This window comes from Kitasatospora sp. MY 5-36 (assembly GCF_001182915.1).
In the GTDB taxonomy this organism is placed as follows: domain Bacteria; phylum Actinomycetota; class Actinomycetes; order Streptomycetales; family Streptomycetaceae; genus Kitasatospora.
This window is the reverse complement of the sequence record NZ_LFVW01000011.1, coordinates 1-22,781: the sequence shown is the minus strand read 5'-3', so window position 1 is coordinate 22,781 and position 22,781 is coordinate 1. Positions and strand designations below refer to the sequence as shown.

The window sequence follows — 22,781 nt, the reverse complement described above, 5'->3', positions numbered from 1 at the left end:
CGCGCACACTGGAAGTGCGCGCGGTGCCCCGTCCCGTGTCGGCCCCTCCCTGCCCGCAAGTCCTTCCACGAGACCAGACAAGGACGTCCCCCGTGGCCATCAGCGTCTTCGACCTCTTCTCCATCGGCATCGGCCCGTCGAGCTCCCACACCGTGGGCCCGATGCGCGCCGCCCGGATGTTCGCCCGCCGACTGCGCACCGAGGACCTGCTGGACCGGGTGACGGGCGTACGGGCCGAGCTGTACGGCTCGCTCGGCGCCACCGGCCACGGCCACGGCACCCCGAAGGCCGTCCTGCTCGGCCTGGAGAACGCCTCGCCCCGCACCGTCGACGTCGACCAGGCCGACAAGGACGTCGAGCGGATCCTCGCCGAGAAGCGGATCAACCTGCTCGGCGAGCACCCGATCGACTTCGACCCCGACACCCAGCTGGTCCTGCACCGCCGCCGCTCGCTGCCGTACCACGCCAACGGGATGACCCTGTGGGCGTACGCGGCGGACGGCTCGACCCTGCTGGAGAAGACCTACTACTCGGTCGGCGGCGGCTTCGTGGTGGCCGAGGACGCGATCGGCGCGGACCGGGTCAAGCCCGACGACACCGTGCTGAAGTACCCCTTCCGCACCGGTGACGAGCTGCTGCGGCTCAGCCGGGAGACCGGCCTGTCGATCTCCGGCCTGATGCTGGAGAACGAGAAGGCCTGGCGCAGCGAGGAGGAGATCCGGACCGGTCTGCTGGAGATCTGGTCCGTGATGCAGGAGTGCGTGCGGGCCGGCATGTCCCGCGAGGGCATCCTGCCGGGCGGGCTGAAGGTCCGCCGCCGGGCCGCCTCGGGTGCCCGCGCGCTGCGCGCCGAGGGCATCGGGCCGGCCAACGCGATGGAGTGGGTGACCCTCTACGCGATGGCCGTGAACGAGGAGAACGCCTCCGGCCGCCGGGTCGTCACCGCGCCGACCAACGGCGCCGCCGGGATCATCCCGGCCGTCCTGCACTACTACCTGAACTTCATCCCGGGCGCCGACGACGACGGCATCGTCCGCTTCCTGCTCGCCGCCGGCGCCATCGGCATGCTCTTCAAGGAGAACGCCTCCATCTCCGGCGCCGAGGTCGGCTGCCAGGGCGAGGTCGGCTCCGCCTGCTCGATGGCCGCGGGCGGCCTCGCCGAGGTCCTCGGCGGCACCCCCGAGCAGGTCGAGAACGCCGCCGAGATCGGCATCGAGCACAACCTCGGCCTCACCTGCGACCCGGTCGGCGGCCTGGTCCAGATCCCCTGCATCGAGCGCAACGGCATGGCCTCCGTCAAGGCCGTCACCGCGGCCCGGATGGCGCTGCGCGGCGACGGCCGGCACCACGTCTCGCTGGACAAGGCGATCAAGACGATGAAGGAGACCGGGGCCGACATGAAGATCAAGTACAAGGAGACCTCGTCGCGGCGGGCTCGCCGTCAACGTCATCGAGTGCTAGGGAAACAGGCCATGACCTGCGAGTTTGGTCCTTTCAGAGCTGTCACCGGCTTCCCGGCTTGCACAGCAAAGAGTCCCTCGGACAGCTCTGATAGTCCCTGGCGAATCTGGTCGGCAGAGCACTGACCAGGGATTTCATGGCTGGCGGTGGAGCGGCGAGGTAACCCAGCAGGCCCGTCTTCGCCTGCCCTCCCGGTCCACGTGCAGCTGGCGGACGGGGTCAGCGCCTGCCGTGCCGAGTTCTCCCGCTACTCGGCCGGTAGGCGTCCTTCACGATCTGCTCAAGATCCTCATGCCTTCGCCGCTTCGCGCGGACTGAGATGATCAAGCGCTCGCATGCGCTCGATCGGTGTGCCTACACCCTCCAAAGGATGCTCTCCCTTCTTGCTCTCCTTCGGGCATGTTGGTCCACGGACAGGGACGCGCGGGGCATCTGGTCGATCTCCATCAACAAGTGCTCGGACTCGTTCCAGCAGTCCGTGAGGCGATCGAGTACGCGCAACCGCCGGTGCCGTCTCGCCTCAGTTGGCGGGCTCGCGACCAATCGAGACGATCTCCAGCTTCGCTCCCATGCCCTGCAACGCGGTTGCGGTGTGCAGCAGGGACACCTGGGCGAATGCGAACAAGGAGTCCACGGTCAGCGGCTCTCCGTCCTTGAGCAGGATGCCGAAGACCACGGTCAGCGCAGTGAACGACCTGTCAGCCGGGTGGTCGGGCGCCAGTCCATCAAGCTTGGCGAGGAACTTCTCCCTTGCCACGAGGTCGTAGCGGAGGGTCTCAACAGCGACACGTCCCTGAGCGAACAGGTGGTTGAGCGGCGCCGTGCCCTTTCGACTGTCCGTCTGCTTGACGTGGATCAACTGCCCCTGCGGGCCGAGGACGTCAGCGATCTCCAGTCCACCACCGCGCAGCCGCTCGGTGTGGATGGTGTCCTTGTCCAGCAGGGCATAGCCCTCCTGCTCAGCCGCCTTCTTGTTGTAGTCGGCCTCGGCAATGCCCCAAGGCCACGGCGGGAGGATGACCGTCGCAGGCTGGGCAAGCAGCTCCGAGACCCGGCGCCGGATAGTGGTCAGGTACTCCGCGCCGACCTCGTACCACTGGCCCTGCCAGTAGAAGTAGTGCACAGGTCCGTCAGGAATCTCGGCGTTCAGCCACTGGTCGGCGGGGACCTTGCGACTGAGCCTGTCGGTCGCGTCGGTGTCGGCGAACATCTCCACCCGCCCGGCGCGAAGGGTGGTCAACCGCTGCCCCTGTGCGCGGGTGCGGACGGCTTCGACGAGGTCGGCGACGTCGAGTCCCGCCACGAACTCGTTGCGGCCGGCCAGCCTGAGCCGGAACGCCTCTGCGAACTCGAAGCGCTCCTTGCACTCGCTCGGGACGGCCAGAGCCATCCGGCTCGTGTCGCCGGTGCCCAGCAGGGCGTCGAGGCGCGCGTCCAGCTGCTGAGCGCGCTCCGACTTGGGGCTCAGCGGGCGGACCTGCGGGATGAACTCGAATTCGGGCAGCGGGTTCGGGCGGCTACAAACCTTCTCGATGCTGTGCAGGTCCTCGACCAGATCGATGGGGCTGCTGCCGAGGTGGAGCTTGACCGAGCGGTCGGTGCCGGTGACGTGCGCGGCGCGCCCGCTGTCCCGCGTGAAGGTCAGCGGCACTTCGGTGATCTGCCCGGAAATCTGGCTGACGATCTCGCCGAACTCCTCGATGCCGAAGCCACGAATGTGCTCTCCGGCGGTGGCGGAGTTCTCGTCCGTACGGCCCCGGGCGTCCATGATCTGGCGCCGCACCTTGGTGATGCGGTCCTTGTCCAGGCACCGGACGGCGAACTCGATACCGAAGCCCGGGTCGATGCGCGCCGGGTCGATCATGAGGTGGCCCATGCCATAGCTGAGCGCGTAGACCGCCCTGTCGGTACGGACCAGCAGCAGCCCGAGCGAGGTCCGGTTCTCCTCCTGGACCGTCAGGCCGCTGAGCGCGGCGAGCGTGGCACACCAGTCAGCGGCTCCAGGTGCGATCGTCCCGGAGATCAGCAGGCCGCGGAGCGGACCGTGCTCGACGGTCGCCGCGTGGAACCCGTCGCGTTCGAGGTAGTGCGGTACCACCATCGACGCGAGATCCTCGCTGCTTCCAGCCCCCGCGGTCCTGAGGCGGTAGAGCGAAGTCTTACGGGTGGTCGAGCTCTTCTTGCTTGCTACGGCGGTCATGAGGATCTCTCCCTGCAGGTCATGAGGACGGGTTGCGCGGAAGTTGGACGACAGCTCTGTGCGGGCGAACCGCTGCCTGGACGTGGTGCGCAGGAGAGCGCGGGCAGCCCCGGGGGCGGGAGCAACGCAAGGCAGGCACCCCGACCAGGGCGGCCTAAGCACAGCAATAGAAGAGCAGACGGTGAAAGCACTGTCAATCCACTACACCAGCCGTGGCGGGTCGTGTAGAGTCATCCATGCCAAAGCGTCGCAACGACCTACAGGAGCCCGGGGATGCCCGAGGAAGCCGCAGCACCACCGCTGGTCACCGCTGCCGACATCTCTCGGCTCGCTGGGGTCACGCGGGCCACCGTCAGCAACTGGCGCAAGCGGCACCCCGACTTCCCGACACCCACAGGCGGCACCGACTCGAGCCCCGCCTACGACGTCAAGGCCGTCACCGAGTGGCTCGCCGCCAACGACCGCCTGCCCGAACCGAACCCGATAGACGAGTTGCGGGGCGCGCTACGGCTGGTACCGCCCGGTGCGGTGGCCGACGCGCTCCCGCTCGTCCTGGCCGCTTCCCGTCTGCGCAGCGCGGAGCTGGACGAACTGATCAGCTTGAACGGCGACGCGTTCGACCTACGGACTGCGGCCCTTGTCGCCGAACGAGCCCCCGAGGTCCCACCCGGCTCGGGGTCCCTCCAGGACGGCCTCGGCGGTGCGGAACTGCGCCGCGCCGTCGTCAGCTGTGTGCGTGCCGGCAAAACCGACGAGTTGCTCTCCGTACTGGACTACGCCCAACAGGAAGGTGCGAGTGCGCGCGGGCAGTACGCCACCCCGGCGCCGCTCGCCACGCTGATCGCAGTCCTCGCCACCACCGGGCTGGGGGGGACCACAGTCAGCGGCTTCGACCCGGCCTGCGGAACAGGTGGCCTGCTGCTAGCGCTGCGCGATCGCGGAATCCTCACGCTGGCCGGCCAGGACCTGCTCCCGGCTCAGGCCGTCCAGACTGCGGTACGCCTGGCCCTGGGAACCGACGGCCCATCGGGACAGCTGACCAGCAAAGCCGGGGACAGCCTGCGCGCTGACGCCTTCCCTGGCTTGCGTGCGGACGTCGTGGTCTGCAACCCGCCCTACGGCGGCTCGGGCTGGGGTCAGGAGGAGCTCTCCTACGACGAGCGCTGGGCCTACGGCGTCCCGACCGCCAAGGACTCCGAACTCGCTTGGCTCCAGCACTGCCTGGCTCACCTGCGGCCAGGGGGGCGAGCCGTCCTGCTGCTGCCGCCTGCGGTGGCCGGACGCACCTCGGGTCGGCGCATCCGCGCCGAGCTCGTACGCCGCGGCGCTCTCCGCGCCGTCGTCGCCCTGCCGGCGGGCGCCGCGCCACCGCCACACATCGGGCTGCACCTGTGGATACTGGAGCGGCCCGTGACTGAACTGATGACCCCCGACCGGGTGTTGTTCGTGGATGCGAGCCGGGACAGTGCCGGGGCCACCGTGCGCCTGGGCGACACTCGCGGCGCCACTGCCGGCGGCCGACCTGCGACTCGTTGGCGGGACGTGCACGACACCGTGGTCGAAGCCTGGCGGGACGCCGAGAAGCAGCCGGGAGTCGCACGGGTCGTGGCCGCCGTCGACCTGCTCGACGACGCGGTCGACCTCACTCCCCAGCGCCAGGTGCCGGTCGCGGCGCACACCCAGAGCCCGGAGGAAGTAGCGCAAGCCTCACAGGTCGCGTTGGAGTCGCTCCGCGAGGTCAGCACCGGGCTGGCCGACCTCGCCCACTCCGGCGCCTGGCCGTCGGCACAAGCGGAGGCCCGCAGTTGGCGGACGGCCACCGTCGGCGACCTGCTGCGCGGTGGCGCCCTGACCCTGGTACGCGGCGGCGTCGTGGTACCCAGGGAACCATCCGAGGCGCTGGACCAGGACAGGCGCGTCCTGATGTCACGAGACCTCAGCTCGGGCACCGGTCCCTCCGGCACCGTGGCAACCGTCGGGGAGCGGGTACGCCTTGAGGCCGGTGTGCGGGGAGGGGGACGTCATCCTCTCGGAGGTCTTCCAGGAGCAGATCAACGTGGTCGTGGCAACGCCGCAGGATCACGGTGCTCTCCTCGGCCCTCACCTGCTACTGCTGCGCCCGGATGAACAGCGGCTCGACCCGCACTTCCTGGCCGGCTTCCTCGCCGCCCCCGGCAACGCCCAACGAGCGGTCTCGGGCACCAGCATCATGAGGGTCGACGCACGTCGCCTCCAGCTCCCACTGATCCCGCTGGCCGAGCAACGCCGCTACGGTGAAGCGTTCCAGAGGCTGCGTCAGCTGTCGCAGACCGCAAGGAAGATCGCCTCACTCGGGCGCGAAGCCGCGGAGCAACTGACCTGGGGTTTGACCAGCGGGGCGCTCCTGCCGCCCGAGGGCCCATGACGCGCACGGCACACCACTGACTTCGATCGTACTGGCTAAGACCGCTCGCGGAGAGCGACTGCCGAAGGGGCACGACTTGAACAGCAGCAAGCACACGGAACTGGCGAACCACGCCTGGTCCGTCGCCGACCTCCTGCGCGGGGACTACAAGCAGTCCGACTACGGCAAGGTCATCCTGCCCTTCACGGTGCTGCGCCGACTGGAGTGCGTGCTGGAGCCGACCCGCGACAAGGTCGCGGCGGAGATCGAGCGGCTTGAGGGCAACGGGGGCACCGCCCCGGAGCGACTGCTGAAGCGCGCGTCGGGGCAGTCCTTCTACAGCCGGACCGACCTCACGCTGAAGAAGATCCTGAACGACCCGCAGCACGTGGCCGCCAACCTGGGCCAGTACATCGCCGGGCTCTCGGAGAACGCCCGGGAGGTGCTGGACAAGTACGAGTTCACCCAGCAGATCAAGAAGCTCGACGGCGCCGATCTGCTGTATCAGGTCATCGGCAAGTTCGCCGACCTGGATCTGCGGCCCGGGGTGGTCTCCAACCACAACATGGGCTACATCTTCGAGGAGCTGATCCGGCGCTTCGCGGAGCAGTCCAACGAGACCGCAGGTGAGCACTTCACCCCGCGCGAGGTCATCCAGCTGATGGTCAACCTGCTGGTGGCGCCCGACGCGGACGTGCTCAGTGTGCCGGGGGTCGGCCGGAAGGTGCTGGACCCGGCGTGTGGAACCGGCGGCATGCTCAGCGCGGCCGAGGAACACATCAAGGCACTCAACCCGGATGCCACGGTCGAGGTGTACGGGCAGGAGCTCAACCCCGAGTCCTGGGCGATCTGCCGGTCCGACCTGATGATCAAGGGCCAGGACCCGGAGAACATCAAGTTCGGCAATTCCTTCTCCGACGACGGACATTCGCGGGAGAAGTTCGACTACCTGCTCGCCAACCCGCCGTTCGGCGTGGAGTGGAAGAAGGTCAAGTCGGAGGTCGAGACCGAGCACCGGTCGCTGGGCGACTCCGGGCGCTTCGGTGCCGGCCTGCCTCGGATCAACGACGGGTCGCTGCTGTTCCTGCAGCACATGATCTCGAAGATGAAGCCGGTGGATGTGAACGGTGGAGGTGGCAGCCGCATCGCCATCGTCTTCAACGGCTCGCCGCTGTTCACGGGCGCGGCTGAGTCCGGCGAGTCGAAGATCCGGCAGTGGATCCTGGAGAACGACTGGCTGGAGGCGATCATCGCGCTGCCGGACCAGCTCTTCTACAACACTGGGATCTCAACCTACTTCTGGATCCTGACGAACCGCAAGCGTGCCGACCACAGAGGCAGGGTGGTCTTGCTGGACGCGCGCGAGTACTGGCAGAAGATGCGTAAGTCGCTGGGCGACAAGCGGAAGGAACTGGGCAAGGAGCACATCGCCGAGGTCACCCGCCTGTACGCGGACGCGCTGGCGGTGGCGGAGGACTCCGAGCACCCGGAGCACGGGAAGGTGAAGGTCTTCCGCAACGAGGACTTCGGATATCGGCGGATCACGGTAGAGCGGCCGCTCAAGCTACGCTTCGAGCTGACGGAGGGGACGCTGGCAGCGCTGGCAGCATCCAAGCCGGTCGAGAAGCTGGAACGGTCGGCGGAGTTCGTGGCGGCGCTGCGACCGCTGGTCGGATCGACCTGGGCAACCAAGTCGACCGCGCTTCTCGCACTGAAGGACGCAGTGGTGGCGGCAGGGCTGACGTGGCCGGCGGGCACGCCGTTCGCCAAGGCGGTGCGCGATGCTATTGGGGTGCGCAACCCAGAGGGCGAGGTCCAGAAGATCAAGGGCGCACCGGAGCCGGACCCCGACCTGCGCGACTACGAGAACGTGCCACTGGACGAGGGCACGGAGGACTACCTCAAGCGCGAGGTACTGCCGCACGTGCCCGATGCGTGGATCGACCACACAAAGACGAAGATCGGCTACGAAATCCCCTTTACTCGACACTTTTACGCGTATCGATCACCCAGGCCGCTGGCAGATATCGATGACGAACTCAGGTCACTTGAGGCCCAGATTCAAGCCCTGCTGAGCGAGGCGACAGAATGACTTCACTGCAGTCGACTTCACTGGGGTGGGCTCCAGCCATTCCCTCACACTGGAAAGTCGTCCCTCTTAGCTTCATTGCAAAGATGGGAACTGGACACACACCCGACCGTAGCAAGAGTGAATACTGGGAGAATTGCACTGTCCCATGGGTGACAACTCCAGATGTCACCCGCAGGGGCGACTCTCTGACTCCCTTGATGGAGACAGAACAACTTATCAGCGAACTTGGAATGTCGAATAGTGCTGCCGTGCTTCATCCAAAGGGAACAGTAATGCTCTCACGGACAGCCTCCATCGGGCACAGCACACGAATCGGCCGCCCCATGGCGACAACGCAAGCCTTCGTGACATGGCACGCAGGGCCAGATCTTGATTCTCGTTACCTACTACTCGTAATGCGCGCCATGAAACAGGAGTGGCAGAGGCTCGCCTACGGATCGACTCATTTGACGATCTATATGCCGGATCTCGAATCCATTCGCATTCCACTACCCCCGCTCGAAGAGCAGCGCCGCATTGCCGACTTTCTCGACGCCGAGACCACCCACATCGACCGCATGGTATCCATCCGCTCGGCTCAGTTGAATTTGTTGGCTGAGCGAGAGAAGGCGATGCTGGACAGAGCCTTCTCGAAGGCCACATCTGGAGTCCCGACACGCCTGAAGCGTCTCTTCTCCGTTCGGCCGCGATATGGCGTCCTGGTGCCTCAATTCGTCGATGAAGGTATCCCATTCATCCGAGTAAACGATCTCCTGAACCTTGAAGATCGCGCCGCCAGCCTGCGCAGGATTCCAGCAGAACTATCCGCCCAATATGCCCGCACGGTTGTAAAGCCTGGCGATCTTCTGGTCAGCGTAGTCGGCACACTGGGGCGTTCGGCAATCGCCTCAGAGTCTGCAGCAGGCGCCAATATTGCTCGTGCAGTTTGTTCGATCCGCGTCTCCAATGACGTGGAAGTAGAGCTTGTTCAGGCATGGTTGAGTACAAGCTTGTTTCGGACGCAGGCCCAGTTGGCAACCAGCACAGATACTGCTCAGCCGACCTTGGGGATGGAGGATCTGGGCAACTTCACTCTTGTTTGGCCGACGAACTCAGACGAGCGCCGCAGGCTACTAAGCACCATTAGGGCCGGGCAGTCCAATCTGTCCCAATTGGATCATCGGCTCCGCCGACAAGTAGAGCTACTCGCCGAGCGCCGTCAGGCGCTCATCACCGCCGCCGTCACCGGACAGTTCGATGTCTCCACCGCCTCCGGTCAAGGAGTTGACGTGCCATGACCACCGCCCCGCCTCCCACCGATGCGGGCAGCCCCTTCATCACGCGCGTCCAGATCACGAACTACAAGTCCATCGCGCGCTGCGACGTACCCCTCGGCCCGTTCACCGTCCTCCTGGGCCTGAACGCTGCCGGGAAGTCCAACTTTCTCGATGCCCTGAGCTTCGTTCGTGACGCCGTAACCCGTGGGCCGGCGGATGCAATCGGGTCCCGCGTCGGCCTGGAAAACGTCCTGCGCCGAGCCCCCGAGTCGGCACCCTCCTGCACGATCACACTGGATTTCCGCCTCCCCCCGTCCCCCGGGCAGGACACCCCGTGGCGTGGCCGCTACGGGTTCACCATCGCTCGTGGATCAGGCCCGCATGCACCGCAGGGTTGGGAGGTCAGGCATGAGATCTGCGAGCTGGGTGTCCTAGGAAGCGACCGACCGCCGTTCCGCTTCGAGGTCGAGCGCGGCATCGTGAATGACCCCGCCTCCGAACGCGAGGCGGTCATGCGGGCCGGCAGCCTCTACCTGCCGATGCTGGGCGGCACTGGCCCCTACGCCCTGCTCTACGCAGCACTGTCCGACATGTTCTTCTACGCCCCCGACCTCGCCGCACTGCGTGACGCTCGCCCGGCCACCGGTTCCGACGGCTTGGACGAGGACGGCGGCCACCTCGGCGCAGTCTTGGGCTTGCTCGACCCGTGGGCCAGCGAGCGCGTCTCCGCTTACGCCGGCGCGATCGTGCCGAACCTGACCGAGGTCGGGCCCAGCGGCACAGCAGCCGCTGGCGACTACGTCGCCGCACGCATGACGCTGACCTCAGGGTCTGGAAGCGGGCAGTTCCGCGCCGAGTCCATGTCCGAGGGGACGATAAGAGCGATCGGCCTCCTCACCGCACTGTTCCAGCCCCGTGCCCGGGACGGCCGCATTCCACTCGTCGCCATCGAGGAGCCTGAGTTGGCCCTCCACCCCCTGGCCGCAGGTGTCCTGTTCGATGCGCTCACCGAGGCGAGCGCATCCGTGCAGGTTCTGGCGACGAGCCAGAGCGCCGAGTTGTTCGACCGAAAAGAGGCCGACCTCTCCGCGATCCGTGTCGTGACCGCGCGCGACGGGGTGACCGTGATCGGACCGGTGGACGAGGTAAGTCAGTCGATCGTGGCGGACGGCCTGGCCACCGTCGGCGAACTGCTGCGCTCGAACCAGCTCGAACCGCAGCTACCGCAGTCCGAGCAGGGGGAGCCCGCCGAGTGAGCTCGCAGCGCGTCACCATCGCCTCCGTGGTCGAGGGCGAAGGGGAACTGGCAGCCCTACCCATCGTGCTGCGGCGGCTCATGTACGCGGCGGGCATCTGGGACGCCGACATTCGGCCCCCACATCTCGTCGGCCGGGGCCGACTGGTGAAGCAGGGTGGCCTGGAGGCCACCGTGGACGCCCTTGCCCGCCGGCTGCCGCCCGCCGCTCCCGGCGGCATTCTCGCGCTCATCGACGCGGACGACGACTGCCCTGCCGAACTGGGCCCCTCCCTCCTTCGCAGAGCAGCCGCTGTGCGACCGGACCGTCAGGTTTCCGTGGTGCTGGCGAACCGGGAGTTCGAGGCATGGTTCCTTGCTGCGGCGCCCTCCCTCGGCGGCCGCGCCGGCATGCCGCACGGGCTCGACGTGCCCGAGGACCACGAGACGCGGCGCGACTGCAAGGGATGGCTCACACACCACCGCACCGACGGCGGCCAGTACCGGCCCCGGGTCGACCAAGCACCCCTCGCGGACATCTTCGACATCGAGCTGGCCCGCGCCAACTCACCATCCTTCGACAAGTTCTGCCGCGACATCAGCTATCTCATCACCGGCAAGCGAGAGGTCTGATCCACCATGGCCGTGCACCATGAATCCGCCTTCGGCAACGCGATCATCGCCGCCATGGTCGAGCGCGGCTGGCGCGAGGCGCAACGGGGGGAGTACAGGGCCGAGCTCGGACTCGACACCAACGAGCTGTTCACCTTCATCGGCGCCACCCAGCCCGACGAGTGGACGGACGTGCTCCGTGCCTACGGCAACGACCCCACCGCCGCTCAGGACGGCTTCGCCAAGCGGCTGAACCGGGCCATCGTCGACGATGGGCTGCTCGACGTGCTCCGCAGGGGCGTGAAGGATCAAGGCACCCTCATCAGGGTCGCCTACTTCAAGCCCAACCTGGTCTCCGCCGACGCTGTGCTCGCCAACTACCACGAAAACCGCCTGACGGTGGTCCGCGAGCTGGAGTACGCCACCAAGCAAGCCGACTGGGGTCACCGGCTCGACCTCGCCCTCTTCCTCAACGGCATCCCGGTCGCCACCGCCGAATTGAAGAACCCGCTGACCGGCCAGGGCGTGGAGCAGGCGAAGGAGCAGTACCGCACCGACCGCGACCCGACCGAGCTGATCTTCACGCGCCGCGTCGTCGCGAACTTCGCCGTCGACCCGAACGTGGTCTTCGTGGCCACCCAGCTCCGGGGGGCCAAGACCCGGTTCCTGCCGTTCAACACTGGCTCCGACGGACCCGGACGCCCTGGCGGCAAGGGCAACCCCGCAGCCGCCGGCTACGGCCAGTACCGCACCTCCTACCTGTGGGAGCAGATCTGGCAGCCGGACAACTGGCTGGACTTGCTGGAGCGCTTCGTCCACCTGCAGAAGTCGAAGACGCCCGGTGGTGGTTCTGCCAAGTCAATGATCTTCCCCCGTTACCACCAGTGGGACGTCGTCAAGAAGCTCACCGCGCACGCGGCCCACCATGGCCCCGGGCACAACTACCTCGTCATGGCCTCGGCCGGCTCGGGCAAGTCGAACACCATCGGCTGGCTCGCCCACCGCCTCAGCTCACTGCACACCGCGTCCAACCCGCTCGAACTCGACGCAGCAGCCGTCGCGAACGGGCTCAAGCCGGGCGCTCCGGTCTTCGACAAGGTCATCATCATCACCGACCGCCGCAACCTGGACTCGCAGCTGCGAGAGACCGTCGGCGGCTTCGAACAGACTGCCGGACTGGTAGTGAAGATCGACGAACGGTACGGAGCAAAGTCGGAGCAGCTGGCGCAGGCACTCTCCCGCGAGACCGGGAAGATCGTCACGGTCACCCTGCACACCTTCCCCGCTCTGCTGGACTATCTGAAGCGCAACCCGACGGAGATCCAGGGCAGCGCGTTCGCCATCATCGTCGACGAGGCGCACTCCTCTCAGTCCGGCGATGCCGCGACGGCCGTACGCTCCGCGCTGCGCACCACCTTGGACGCGTTCGGCCTGGACTCGGACAGCGAGGAGGCAGGCGCGACCCAGGTAGCGGCGAGCACGACGGCAAGCACGACCGACGAGAAGCTGAAGCTCAAGGCGCAGCAGCGTGGCCAAGCCGCGAACCTCTCCTACTTCGCGTTCACCGCCACGCCCAAGTCCAAGACCCTCGAACTCTTCGGGACCCTGGACAGCATCGACGGCAAGGCCACCTACCGGCCCTTCCATACCTACTCCATGCAGCAGGCCATCGAGGAGGGCTTCATCCTCGACCCCCTGCGCAACTACGTCACCTACAACACGTACTGGAAGCTGGTCAACGAGAACCCGGACGAGCGGGAGGTCGATCCCTCGAAGGCGAACAGCCTTCTTGCCCGCTTCGCGCTCACCCACGAATCGACCGTCAGCCAGCACGCGCAGGTGATCGTCGAGCACTTCCTCGCGCACACCCGAGGGCGGCTCGGCGGCCGGGCCAAGTCGATGGTGGTGACGGCCTCACGGCTCAGCGCGGTGCAGATGGCCCGCGCCATCAAGGAGTACATCGGTGACCGGGGCTATGACACGAAGTTCCCGGACCTGGGTGTCCTCGTCGCGTTCTCAGGCAGCCTCACCTACGAAGGCCACGAGACGACCGAGGCGAAGGAGAACGGCGGCCTGCCGGAGACCGCGTTGCCGAAGGCCTTCGGCTATACCCGCGCTGACGACAAGGCGACCCGTTCAGGCGGCCCCGGGCAGCGCGAGTACCGGATCCTGGTCGTGGCGGAGAAGTACCAGACCGGCTTCGACCAACCTCTGCTGACGACGATGTACGTCAACAAGAAGCTGGCCGGCATCTCCGCTGTGCAGACCCTCTCCCGTTTGAACCGCACCGCGGAGCGAAAAGAGCAGGGTGACCTGGCCGTGCTGGACTTCGTGAACGAGGCCGAGGACATCCAGGAGTCGTTCCGCCCCTACTTCCAGGAAGCGCTGACGCTCCCGACGGAGCCGAACCTGCTCTACAGCGCGCAGAGCCGGGTGATGTCCGCGGCAATCGTGGCCGAGCACGAGATGCAGGACTTCGCGGCGGCGTACCTCGCGGCCGAGGAAAAGGCCGCCGGCTCGCAGGCCAAATGGGAGAAGCTGCACGCCGAGCTGTACCGGATGCTGAGTCCGGCGGTCATCCGCTTCGACGCCCTGGTCGACAGTGAGGACGAGGACGACCACGAGACCGCCGAGAAGTTCCGCGGCGACCTCAACGACTACGTCCGCAAGTACGGCTTCCTCGCCCAGATCATCCCCTACAGCGACAGTGACCTGGAACTCCTCTACCTCTACGGCCGCCACCTTCTCACCCAGCTGCGCGGCCGGGCCGATGGCAGTGTCGACATAGGCGAGATCGACCTCAGCCACATGCGCGTCGAGAAGACCGGCGAGCACGACATCAGCCTCACCCCCGAGGGCCCGGCTCTCATGCCTGGCTTCGGCGACGGGGCAGGCGGTGCAAAGGAGCCGGAGAAGTCCCTGCTCTCGGAGATGATCGACCGGTTCAACGAGAAGTTCGGCACGGACTTCACCGAACAGGACGTAATCAAGCCGTTCGAGGAGGCGGTGGCTGACCCGAAGGTCAGGCTGGCGGCGGTGGCCAACACCGACGAGGAGAACTTCGGGCTGGTCTTCGACAAGGTCTTCGCCGAGAAGATGGACGACCACTTCGACACCCTGGGAACGCTGCGCGACCGTTACTACGACAACAGCGACAAGAGCTTCCAGCGTCAGCTGAACCGCAGTGCCCGCAGTGCGGCATGGCGGCTGATCCAGCAGCAGGAAGGCGTCATCGACGGCGCAGCCTGAACCACGGCACCGTTCAGTGCCCGACCCACCCAAAGTGGTCGGGCACTGGACGGTGATCACTACAACAGGAACACTGACTACAGAACCTGACCAGCCGATAACGCATGCGGGGGAACAATGCCGGCTGATGTGATCGCCGGACGGTACAAGCTGATCGAGGAGATCGGCGACGGTGGCATGGGCGTCGTCTGGCTCGGTCACGACTCCGTCCTCGAACGCGAAGTGGCCGTCAAACTCATCCGGCCCGAGATCGTCCCCACGCCCGCCTGGGCGGAGGTGTTCGCCGAGCGCTTCCGCACTGAGGCCCGCGTCACGGCCGGCATCCAACACTACGGCGTACCCCAAGTCTTCGACGCCGGGCTCGACCAGTCCTACGACCGCCTCTACTTGGTCATGGAACTGCTACATGGCAGCTCCCTCACGAACTTCATCAGCCCCCAACGCCCCCTTCCCTTCTCCTGGGTAGCAGCCATCGGTGCCCAGATCGCCACGGTCCTGTCCCATGCCCACGCCGTGCCCGTGGTCCACCGCGACCTGAAACCCGCCAATGTCTTCGTCGCCGACGACGGCACCGTCAAGGTCCTCGACTTCGGCATCGCCCGGGTTCTCGGCTCCAACGGTCCCCGCCTTACCGGCACGGGCATCCCGATCGGCACCGGCCAGTACATGTCGCCCGAGCAGCATCGGGCTCTGCGCTCGATCACGCCTAGCAGTGATCTCTACTCCCTCGGCTGCGTCCTGCACGAATTGGTCAGCGGGGCGCGGGTCTTCGACAGCGAAGCCCCCTTCGAACTAGCGCGGTTGCATGTCGAGGCCCCGCCGGTTCCCTTGCGCGAGCTGCGGCCCGACGTGCCCGAGCCGCTGGAGACCCTCATCCTGCGTCTGCTGCGCAAGGCACCGGATCACCGACCGGCTGATGCGTTCGAGGTGTACGAGCGTCTTCTCCCCCTGCTACCGCTCCCCGGTACACCTGCCTTGCCCTCCGACGAGCTGCCGGTCGGCGTCCCCGACCCGACCCTGCTCTACCGCCGACCGAATGCTCCCCGGCAACGCGGCCAAGGTGCCCACGTCGTGCCGAACCCGACATTGCTGGACCCCGCTGCCCAGCACTACGCCACCCCGGCGACCGACCTGCGCGACGCGATCAGATCTGCCTTCGAGCAGTCCGGAAACCTGCTCCGGCAGGGGCAGACCACCGAAGCACTCGCCATCCTGGAACCCGTGATCTCCAGGTCGTCCGCCCTGCTCGGCCCGGACAGCCCTCGGGTCCTTCAACTCCGCATGCGCCACGCAGCCGTACTCGTACTCGCCGAAGACCCACGCCGTGCGCTGCCCGAATTCGAGGCACTGGCAACGGCGTACGCACGCACCGAAGGAGCGACCAGCAAGAACGCCCTGGAGTGTCGCCGCCAGGCTGCGCACTGCCGCGCGGACCTCGGCCAGTCGACGCAAGCTCTCCACCTGTGCCGCGAAGTCCTTGAGCAGGTACGCGCTCAGGAAGGCGACGTCTCAGAGGCCGCTGTCGACCTGCGCCGCACCATCGGCATCCTGCTGCTCAAGGAAGGCAGCAATGCGGCGGCTGGCGCCATGCTACGGCCGCTGTACGACGACCTGTGCCTACTGCACGGTCCCGAGCACGAGGACAGCCAGGAGGTTGCCGCCCTCCTGGCGTACCTACGGCCTCACTGACGCTCTGACGCCGGCCAAAGCCCCAGGAAAGTCCCTGGCACCCCCACGACTCCACCCTGTCGCAGCAAAACACCAGGTCAGATTCGTGATCGAAAATGGCCGACATGAAGATCAAGTACAAGGAGACCTCGTCGCGGCGGGCTCGCCGTCAACGTCATCGAGTGCTGAGCTGAGCGGCTTTTCCGCAGGCCCCCGGGCGGTCCCCCGTTCCGCCCGGGGGCCTGCGCGTTCTCCGGATCACCCGGCCGTGGCCGCCTTCGCGGGGGTGTCGGCCGGCTCCGGCTCCGGGTCTGGCTTCGTCGGCTCGGGCTCGGGCTTCGGCGGCTTGATCTCCCTGGCCGCTCCCTGCCGCGGGCGCACCAGGCAGGCGAGGGCCGTCGCCGCGGCCGCCAGCAGCACCCCGCCCACGACCGTGCCGTGCAGGCCGCCGGTGACCGCCGCCCCGACGGCGTCGCGGACGGCCGCCGGGAGGCCGTCGAGGGAGGCCGGGGTCAGCCCGCCGCCGGTGAGCCGGCCGGCCTCGGCGGCCCCGAGGCGCTCCGTGAGGGAGTCGGTGAGCCGCGCGGTGTAGACCGCGCCGAGACCCGCCATGCCGAGCGAGCCGCCGATGCTCCGCAGCAGCGTGACCACGCCCATCGCCGCGCCCATGTCCTGGGGCCGGACCGCCCCCATCGAGGTCAGCAGGGTGCTCTGCATCACCAGGCCGAGGCCGATCCCGGCGACGGCCGTGAGGGCCGAGGCCACGGCGATCGGGGTGTCGGTGCGCAGGAGCAGCAGCAGCGCGCCGCCGGCCAGGGTGACCGCGCCGCCCAGCAGCGGGTAGCGCCGCTCGCCGCCGGGCCGGCCCATCAGCCGCGCCGTCACCAGCTGGGTGCCCATCATGCCGAGCATCAGCGGCAGCAGGAGCAGCCCGCCGGCGGTGGGTGAGGCGCCCCGGGCCAGCTGCAGGTAGAGCGGCAGGTAGCCGACCAGGGCGATCATCACCGCGCCGGTGAGGAAGCCCAGCATCTGCGCCACCGTGAAGTTGCGGTCGCGGAACAGCGCGGGCGGGATCAGCGGCCCGGGGACGCGCAGTTCGGTCCGGGCGAACCAGCCCAGCGCGACCACCGCGACGAGCGCCGTGCCGAGGAGCACCGGGGAGGTCCAGGAGTAGGCGGTGCCGCCCCAGCTGCTCACCAGGGTGAGCGCGAGGATGCCGGTGGTCAGCAGGGCGACCCCGGCCCAGTCGAACGGGGCGCGCACCCGCTCCGTCCGCAGCCGTACCCCGACGCCGACCGCGAGCAGCGCGACCAGCCCGACCGGCAGGTTGACGTAGAAGGCCCAGCGCCAGCTCAGCCGTTCGGTGAGGAAGCCGCCGAGCAGCGGTCCGCCGACGAAGGCGATCGGCATCAGCACGCCGACCACCGACTGCACCCGCGCCCGGTCGGAGGCGGGGACGAGCACCCCGATCACCGAGAGCGCACCGACCATCAGCCCGCCCGCGCCGATCCCCTGGAGGCCCCGGAAGGCGATCAACTGCCCCATGTCCTGGGCGAGTCCGGCCAGCACCGAGCCGGCCAGGAACACCACCACCGCCCACTGGTAGGCGCCCTTGCGCCCGTACAGGTCGCCGAGCCGGCCCCAGAGCGGGGTGGCGGCGGCGGAGGTCAGCAGGTAGGCGGTGACCGCCCAGGAGAGGTGCTCCAGCCCGCCGAGGTCGCCGACGATGGTCGGCAGCGCGGTGCCGATGATCTGGCCGTCGAGCGCCGAGAGGAAGATGCCGAGCATCAGTCCGACGACGCCGAGCAGCGGCGGCTTGGGCCGCTCGTCGGCCTGGTCCTTGTTTTGGCCCCCGCTCTGTTCCGTGGCCATGCCGTCCGCCCCCTTCCCCGGCTCAGGCCGCGAACGGGCGGGCCCGGCGGGCGTCCCGCAGTGCCTGCGCCCACCAGGTGAGCTGGTCGAGCATGGTCTTGGCGGCGGTGTCGGCGGCCGGGTCGATCGCCCTGCCCTCGGCGTCGAAGCACTGCGAGGCGCCGTGGAAACTGACCGTGTTGCGGATCGTGGCGGCGTTCAGCTCGGCCATCACCACCCGCAGCTGCTCGACCGCCCGCAGGCCGCCGGACAGGCCGCCGTACGAGACGAAGCCGACCGGCTTGCCGTGCCACTGCCGGTTGTGCCAGTCGATGGCGTTCTTCAGCGGGGCCGGGAAGCTGTGGTTGTACTCGGGCGTGACGATCACGAAGGCGTCGGCCGCCTCCAGCCGGGGCGACACGGCGGCCAGCAGCGCGGCGTCGTCCGGGGAGAGTTCGCCGCCGAAGGACGGGAAGGTGACGGGCAGCGGGGTCTCCACCAGGTCGATCCGGTCGGCGGTCAGGTCGCCGCGCGCTTCGAGGTGGCCGAGCAGCCAGTCGGCGACCACCGGGCCGAAGCGGCCGTCGCGGGTGCTGCCGACGAGGACGGCGACCTTCAGGTTCTGCTCGTTGGACTTCTGCTCGCTGGACGTCCGCTCGTTGGACTTCTGCTCGCTGGACTTCTGCTCGCTGGACTTCTGCTCCGTGGACATGGGAGTCCCCCTCCGGGATGGCTGATGTGTACGGCGTATCCGTCTCGAATACAACGTACACATCGACGTGTACGGCGTCCACTGCCGATACGCCGTACACAGGAGGGTGCTACGGTGGGACCGACCCCCAGTCGGAAGGAGCCCGCCCCCATGCCCGCTCAGCAGGCCCCCACCGGGGACACCCCCGCCGGCGACGACAGGCCCCCGGCGTCACTCTGGGAGCGCCTGGACCGCCCGGCCCCCGCCCCGCGCACCACCCTGTCCCCGCAGCGGATCGCCGAGGCCGCCGTCGCCGTCGCCGACGCCGAGGGCCTGGACGCCGTCACCATGCGCCGGCTCGCCGCCGAACTCGGCGTCGCCCCGATGGCCGCCTACCGGTACGTCTCCGGCAAGGACGAACTCATCGAGCTGATGGTCGACTTCGTCTACGGCCGACTCCCCCTGGACGCCGCCCCCGCCGAGGACTGGCGGGAGACCATGCGCGCCCTCGCCCTCCACCTGCGGGCCATGCACCTGGCCCACCCGTGGACCGTCCGGGCGGCCACCCCGTTCTCCCTCAGCCCGAACCAACTCGCCGTCCCCGAGCACGCGTTCGCCGCCCTGGCCGAGCACGGCCTGGACGCCGACACCACCATGGCGGTGTTCCGCACCGTCACCGGCTACGTCCACGGCTCGGTCACCACCGAGGTCACCCTGGACACCCTGCGCCGCGAGCGCGGCTGGTCCGACGGCGACCAGACCCGGGCCGGCCTCGCCCCCCGGATGACCTGGCTGATGGGCACCGGCCGCTACCCCAACTACCAGCGCTACCTCCACGCGGCCACCCGCAAGGACGACCCCGACTGGCAGTTCGAAACCGGCCTCGACTGCGTCCTCGACGGCATCGCCGCCCACTTCGCCCTCTGACCGGTCCGCTCACGGAGTGGGAAGTCGGCCGGTCCGACTTCCCGCTCCACCCTTCCTACCTGCCGGCCGCCCCGGCCCCCAGCCGCGCGGCGACGGCACCCAGCCGGCCCATCGCGTGGGCCACGCCCAGGCCGTCCATGTAGTCCCGCACGTGCACCAGCAGGCCGTCCCGGGCGCGCATCACCAGCAGGCCAGGCACGGTGAACGGCTCCCCGGTGGTGGCGAGCGTCCCGACCACCTGCTGCTCGACGGTCAGCACCTCCGGGTCGGCCCCCGGGTGGACGGCCACCTCCCGGATCTCCCGCGGCCGCGCCGCACTCGCACCCCAGGCGGCCCGGTAGCCGGCCCGGATCTCCTCCCGCCCCCGGTACCGCTCCGGCATCCCGGGGAACAGGAACGGGAACTCGTGCACCCCGTCCACGGCGTACAGCTCGGCCAGCGCGTCCGCGTCCAGGTCGAGCATCGCCCGCCGGTAGCGGACGAGCAGGTCGAGCGGGCTGGGTGTGCTGGGCGGGCTGGGCGTGGCGGAATCCGGCATGACGGCGGCCCCTTCGGCAGCGGACGGGGACGCCAGGATCCCTCTGCGGCAATCGACTTGGCCCCCGCGCATCGATCGATGGCCCCAACCCTAGCCGCCGGAAGTCGGCTCCCCCTCGACGACCTGACAGCCGCCGCGCCCCCGCAGGCTTCGCCCGGCACCGAGGGGCCGTCCTCGTACCCCGGGATCGGCACCTGCGAGTCCTGCGCTCCGTTCACGGCCCTCGGTCAACCAGCCGCGCTGCACAGGAAGTCGGACCGGCCGACTAACTGTGCGGCGGCAGCCGCCGAGAACGCCTACCCGGCCGGCCGCTCGCCGGCGAGGACCAGGCGGTAGCCGTAGTCCATGCTGTCCCGGTCGAGCAGGTCGGCGTACCGCCGGTGCCACGCCCCCGAGGCGAGGTCGGCCCGCAGCCGCTCGACGGCCGGCTCGACCACCTCCGGCGGCAGCTGCGCGAAGGTCGAACTGGCCTGCCGGACCACCGGGTCCAGGTAGTGCTCGGGCCGCCGCCAGTGGGCGATCTGGAAGCCGTCGGTGAAGTCCCAGGGGACGGGGAAGGGCAGCACGGTGTGCGCGTCCAGGGCCTCCACCACCTGCTCCAGCGGCGTGAAGCGGGAGTCCTCCAACTCCCTGATCTCCGGCAGGTAGTCCTCCAGCAGCCACAGCTGCGGCCGGTGCGCCGGGTCCCAGGTGAACACCGCCTGCCGCCGCGCGACCCGCCGCAGCTCGGCCAGCCCGCGCCGCGGGTCCGACCAGTGGTGGACGGTCAGGACGGCCATCGCCGCGTCGAACGCACCGTCCTCGAAGGGCAGTTGCTCGGCCGAGGCCTTGACCTTCCGCTCCCCCGGATGCTGGTCGAGCATGACCTGCGACGGGTCGACGGCCGTGACCTCGGCGTCCTCCGGCTCGTACGACCCTGCCCCCGCACCGACGTTGACCACCGTGCGCGCTCCCCGCAGCGCCGACCCGATCAACGCGTGCAGCCGCGGATCGGGCCGACGGACCTGCCGGTACCCGACGCCGATCCGGTCGTACCTCGCCGTCCGGCTCTCCTGCCCCGTGTGTCCCATCCGACCAGCCCATCAAACGGGACCACCGGAGGCAACCGCTTCGCGTGAACCCGCACCGACGGGGGAGGCTGTGGCGGTACCGTCGGCCGCATGACCGAACTCAGCGACTGGACCTACGTGGTGACCGACATCGAGGTGGACGGCCCCTGGCCGGGACCGAACTCGATGCGGTCCTTCGCGTCCGTGGCCACGACCATGGACGGCCGGACCTTCGGCGAGTTCGAAGCCGTCCTCGAACCGCTTCCCGGATCGGCCCCGAACCCGCGCACGAAGGAGTGGTTCGACTCCGAGCCGGGCGCCTGGGAGGCCGCGACGACGAACCCGGCGCCCGTCACCGACGTCATGACCAGGTACGTCGAGTGGGTCCGGTCCCTGCCCGGCCGGCGGGCGTTCGCCGCGGCACCCCTGTCGTTCGACGGAACCTGGATCGACTACTACCTGCGCCGGTTCACCTCCTTCGGACTGCACCAGGGCCCCTACGAGCAGGATCTCCTCTTCCACGGCCCGGCCCTGTGCCTGCGCTCGTACACGGCGGCACTGACCGGCCGACCGCCCGCGGACCTCCCGGCACCGGCACTGCCCCCGCACTGGCTCGGCGGCGTGCGGCACACCCACAAGGCCCTCGACGACGCGCGCGGCTTCGCCGAGCTGCTGCACTTCCTCACCCGGAACTCCGGGACGCCCGCCATCACCTTCGACACCTGAGGACCACCCCGCGACCACCGGCCCCCGGTCACGCCTCCGGAAACGGCGGGCCATCGTCCATTACCCGCAGCAGCCTCCGCGCAGGCCCGTCTTCCTTCGGCCGCACCCAAGGCATAGACGGCCCTCCGCGCGCCCGGAGCCCCCGTCGCATCACACACCCCACCCTCCACTGCCTCCCCCCACCACGAGTGCCCCGAGGCCCGCGCGCGAGAAGTCGGCCAGCCCGACTTCTCGCGCAGACCAACACTCCTACCGCCGCCCCGGAAACACCAGGAAGGCCCACCCTCCAGCCAGGACGGCGAGCCCGCACCCGACCGGCCCTCCGCGCGGGCGCCTCCGGCAACCCGGCCTCGCAGACCACGTGCGGCGCCCCGACCAGTCCAAGCAGGAACGGCACCATAGGAGCCGCCGCCTCGCCGACGACATCGGCCAGTTCACCAACAGCCCTGCGGCCCCGACCTCCTCCCCGCAGGCAATCCTGGACAGCAACAGGGGAACGCGCCCGGCCGGAGCCCCCGCCACATCACGCAGCTCACCCCAGCGGACCCCGAGAACCTTCCTCAGCAGGCTTCCCCCACCGCGAGAAGTCGGCCGGTCCGACTTCTCGCGCAGACCAACGCACCACCAGCGCCTCGGAAGTACCAGGAAGGCCAACCCTCCAGCCAGGACAGCAAGCCCACGACCGACCAGCCCACCTGAACGGCCCTCCGCGCGGCCACCTCCAAGCCGGGCTGCGGCCGACAGCTCGCCGCCCGGATCCCCCATCGCATCCCGCAGCTCACCCCGGCGGCCCCCGGAAACCATCCTCCGCAGCCTCCCCCCACCGCGAGTAGCCCGAGGCCCT

The 22,781-nt window shown here is 68.8% G+C and carries 15 protein-coding genes and 1 pseudogene; 11 read left to right on the top strand and 5 right to left on the bottom strand.

All coding sequences use genetic code 11. The annotated features are described in order from the left end of the window. Window positions 1–92: 92 nt before the first annotated feature. Window positions 93–1,461: pseudogene (locus tag AE652_RS00885) on the top strand (L-serine ammonia-lyase). A gap of 520 nt (window positions 1,462–1,981) precedes the next feature. Here AE652_RS00885 and AE652_RS00880 read toward each other — a convergent pair. Then, entirely contained in the window at window positions 1,982–3,661 is a 1,680-nt protein-coding gene (locus tag AE652_RS00880; RefSeq protein ID WP_049649094.1) for a DUF6119 family protein, read from the bottom strand. Window positions 3,662–3,934: 273 nt separating this feature from the next. Between AE652_RS00880 and AE652_RS00875 the strand changes: the two genes are divergently transcribed. The 8 genes from AE652_RS00875 (at window position 3,935) to AE652_RS00845 (ending at window position 16,176) form a co-directional block, all read left to right on the top strand. Beyond that, window positions 3,935–5,788, top strand: coding sequence for an N-6 DNA methylase (locus AE652_RS00875; RefSeq protein ID WP_049649093.1), 1,854 nt, complete (start codon window positions 3,935–3,937; stop codon window positions 5,786–5,788). Beyond that, window positions 5,724–6,065 (top strand): hypothetical protein, encoded by a 342-nt coding sequence (locus AE652_RS43600; protein ID WP_159028301.1) that lies wholly within the window; start codon window positions 5,724–5,726, stop codon window positions 6,063–6,065. Before AE652_RS00875 ends, AE652_RS43600 begins: the two co-directional genes overlap by 65 nt. A 76-nt stretch (window positions 6,066–6,141) precedes the next feature. After that, a complete protein-coding gene (locus AE652_RS00865) occupies window positions 6,142–8,136 on the top strand; it encodes a class I SAM-dependent DNA methyltransferase (protein ID WP_049649091.1) in 1,995 nt (664 codons plus the stop codon). Continuing rightward, on the top strand, window positions 8,133–9,413 hold the full coding sequence (locus AE652_RS43595) for a restriction endonuclease subunit S (protein ID WP_082345138.1): 1,281 nt from the start codon (window positions 8,133–8,135) through the stop codon (window positions 9,411–9,413). Before AE652_RS00865 ends, AE652_RS43595 begins: the two co-directional genes overlap by 4 nt. After that, window positions 9,410–10,648 carry an AAA family ATPase gene (locus AE652_RS00860; RefSeq protein ID WP_049649090.1) on the top strand — a complete coding sequence of 413 codons (1,239 nt, stop codon included), beginning with the start codon at window positions 9,410–9,412 and terminating at the stop codon, window positions 10,646–10,648. Before AE652_RS43595 ends, AE652_RS00860 begins: the two co-directional genes overlap by 4 nt. Continuing rightward, the gene (locus AE652_RS00855; protein ID WP_049649089.1) at window positions 10,645–11,259 is read left to right on the top strand and encodes a DUF4276 family protein; all 615 of its coding nucleotides are present in this window, start codon (window positions 10,645–10,647) and stop codon (window positions 11,257–11,259) included. Before AE652_RS00860 ends, AE652_RS00855 begins: the two co-directional genes overlap by 4 nt. Before the next feature lie 6 nt (window positions 11,260–11,265). Then, window positions 11,266–14,487: a type I restriction endonuclease subunit R gene (locus AE652_RS00850; protein ID WP_049649088.1), complete on the top strand. Its 3,222-nt coding sequence runs from the start codon at window positions 11,266–11,268 to the stop codon at window positions 14,485–14,487. A 129-nt stretch (window positions 14,488–14,616) separates the two neighbouring features. Next, the gene (locus AE652_RS00845; RefSeq protein WP_369808246.1) at window positions 14,617–16,176 is read left to right on the top strand and encodes a protein kinase; all 1,560 of its coding nucleotides are present in this window, start codon (window positions 14,617–14,619) and stop codon (window positions 16,174–16,176) included. Window positions 16,177–16,413: 237 nt separating this feature from the next. Here AE652_RS00845 and AE652_RS00840 read toward each other — a convergent pair whose 3' ends face one another. Together AE652_RS00840 and AE652_RS00835 are read right to left on the bottom strand one after the other, a co-directional pair. Next, window positions 16,414–18,027 (bottom strand): MDR family MFS transporter, encoded by a 1,614-nt coding sequence (locus AE652_RS00840; protein ID WP_049649086.1) that lies wholly within the window; start codon window positions 18,025–18,027, stop codon window positions 16,414–16,416. A gap of 22 nt (window positions 18,028–18,049) precedes the next feature. Further along, a complete protein-coding gene (locus AE652_RS00835; protein ID WP_082345137.1) occupies window positions 18,050–18,718 on the bottom strand; it encodes an NADPH-dependent FMN reductase in 669 nt (222 codons plus the stop codon). 150 nt (window positions 18,719–18,868) lie between these two features. On the opposite strand from AE652_RS00835, the gene AE652_RS00830 reads away from it, so the two are divergent. Further along, a complete protein-coding gene (locus AE652_RS00830; protein ID WP_049649085.1) occupies window positions 18,869–19,624 on the top strand; it encodes a TetR/AcrR family transcriptional regulator in 756 nt (251 codons plus the stop codon). Between the two features lie 55 nt (window positions 19,625–19,679). On the opposite strand, the gene AE652_RS00825 is transcribed toward AE652_RS00830, so the two are convergent. Beyond that, the gene (locus AE652_RS00825) at window positions 19,680–20,162 is read right to left on the bottom strand and encodes a nuclear transport factor 2 family protein (RefSeq protein ID WP_049649084.1); all 483 of its coding nucleotides are present in this window, start codon (window positions 20,160–20,162) and stop codon (window positions 19,680–19,682) included. Window positions 20,163–20,458: 296 nt separating this feature from the next. Then, window positions 20,459–21,232: a class I SAM-dependent methyltransferase gene (locus AE652_RS00820; protein WP_049649083.1), complete on the bottom strand. Its 774-nt coding sequence runs from the start codon at window positions 21,230–21,232 to the stop codon at window positions 20,459–20,461. 90 nt (window positions 21,233–21,322) lie between these two features. Between AE652_RS00820 and AE652_RS46045 the strand changes: the two genes are divergently transcribed. After that, window positions 21,323–21,937, top strand: coding sequence for a hypothetical protein (locus AE652_RS46045; protein ID WP_049649082.1), 615 nt, complete (start codon window positions 21,323–21,325; stop codon window positions 21,935–21,937). The last annotated feature ends 844 nt before the right edge of the window (window positions 21,938–22,781 follow it).

What these genes read in the sequence shown, in the direction of transcription:
- AE652_RS00825 (WP_049649084.1), bottom strand. Translation starts at nt 20,162, where the DNA reads ATGCCGGATTCCGCCACGCCCAGCCCGCCCAGCACACCCAGCCCGCTC.
- AE652_RS00850 (WP_049649088.1), top strand. Translation starts at nt 11,266, where the DNA reads ATGGCCGTGCACCATGAATCCGCCTTCGGCAACGCGATCATCGCCGCC.
- AE652_RS00840 (WP_049649086.1), bottom strand. Translation starts at nt 18,027, where the DNA reads ATGGCCACGGAACAGAGCGGGGGCCAAAACAAGGACCAGGCCGACGAG.
- AE652_RS00860 (WP_049649090.1), top strand. Translation starts at nt 9,410, where the DNA reads ATGACCACCGCCCCGCCTCCCACCGATGCGGGCAGCCCCTTCATCACG.
- AE652_RS43595 (WP_082345138.1), top strand. Translation starts at nt 8,133, where the DNA reads ATGACTTCACTGCAGTCGACTTCACTGGGGTGGGCTCCAGCCATTCCC.
- AE652_RS00820 (WP_049649083.1), bottom strand. Translation starts at nt 21,232, where the DNA reads ATGGGACACACGGGGCAGGAGAGCCGGACGGCGAGGTACGACCGGATC.
- AE652_RS00875 (WP_049649093.1), top strand. Translation starts at nt 3,935, where the DNA reads ATGCCCGAGGAAGCCGCAGCACCACCGCTGGTCACCGCTGCCGACATC.
- AE652_RS46045 (WP_049649082.1), top strand. Translation starts at nt 21,323, where the DNA reads ATGACCGAACTCAGCGACTGGACCTACGTGGTGACCGACATCGAGGTG.
- AE652_RS00830 (WP_049649085.1), top strand. Translation starts at nt 18,869, where the DNA reads ATGCCCGCTCAGCAGGCCCCCACCGGGGACACCCCCGCCGGCGACGAC.
- AE652_RS00835 (WP_082345137.1), bottom strand. Translation starts at nt 18,718, where the DNA reads ATGTCCACGGAGCAGAAGTCCAGCGAGCAGAAGTCCAGCGAGCAGAAG.
- AE652_RS00880 (WP_049649094.1), bottom strand. Translation starts at nt 3,661, where the DNA reads ATGACCGCCGTAGCAAGCAAGAAGAGCTCGACCACCCGTAAGACTTCG.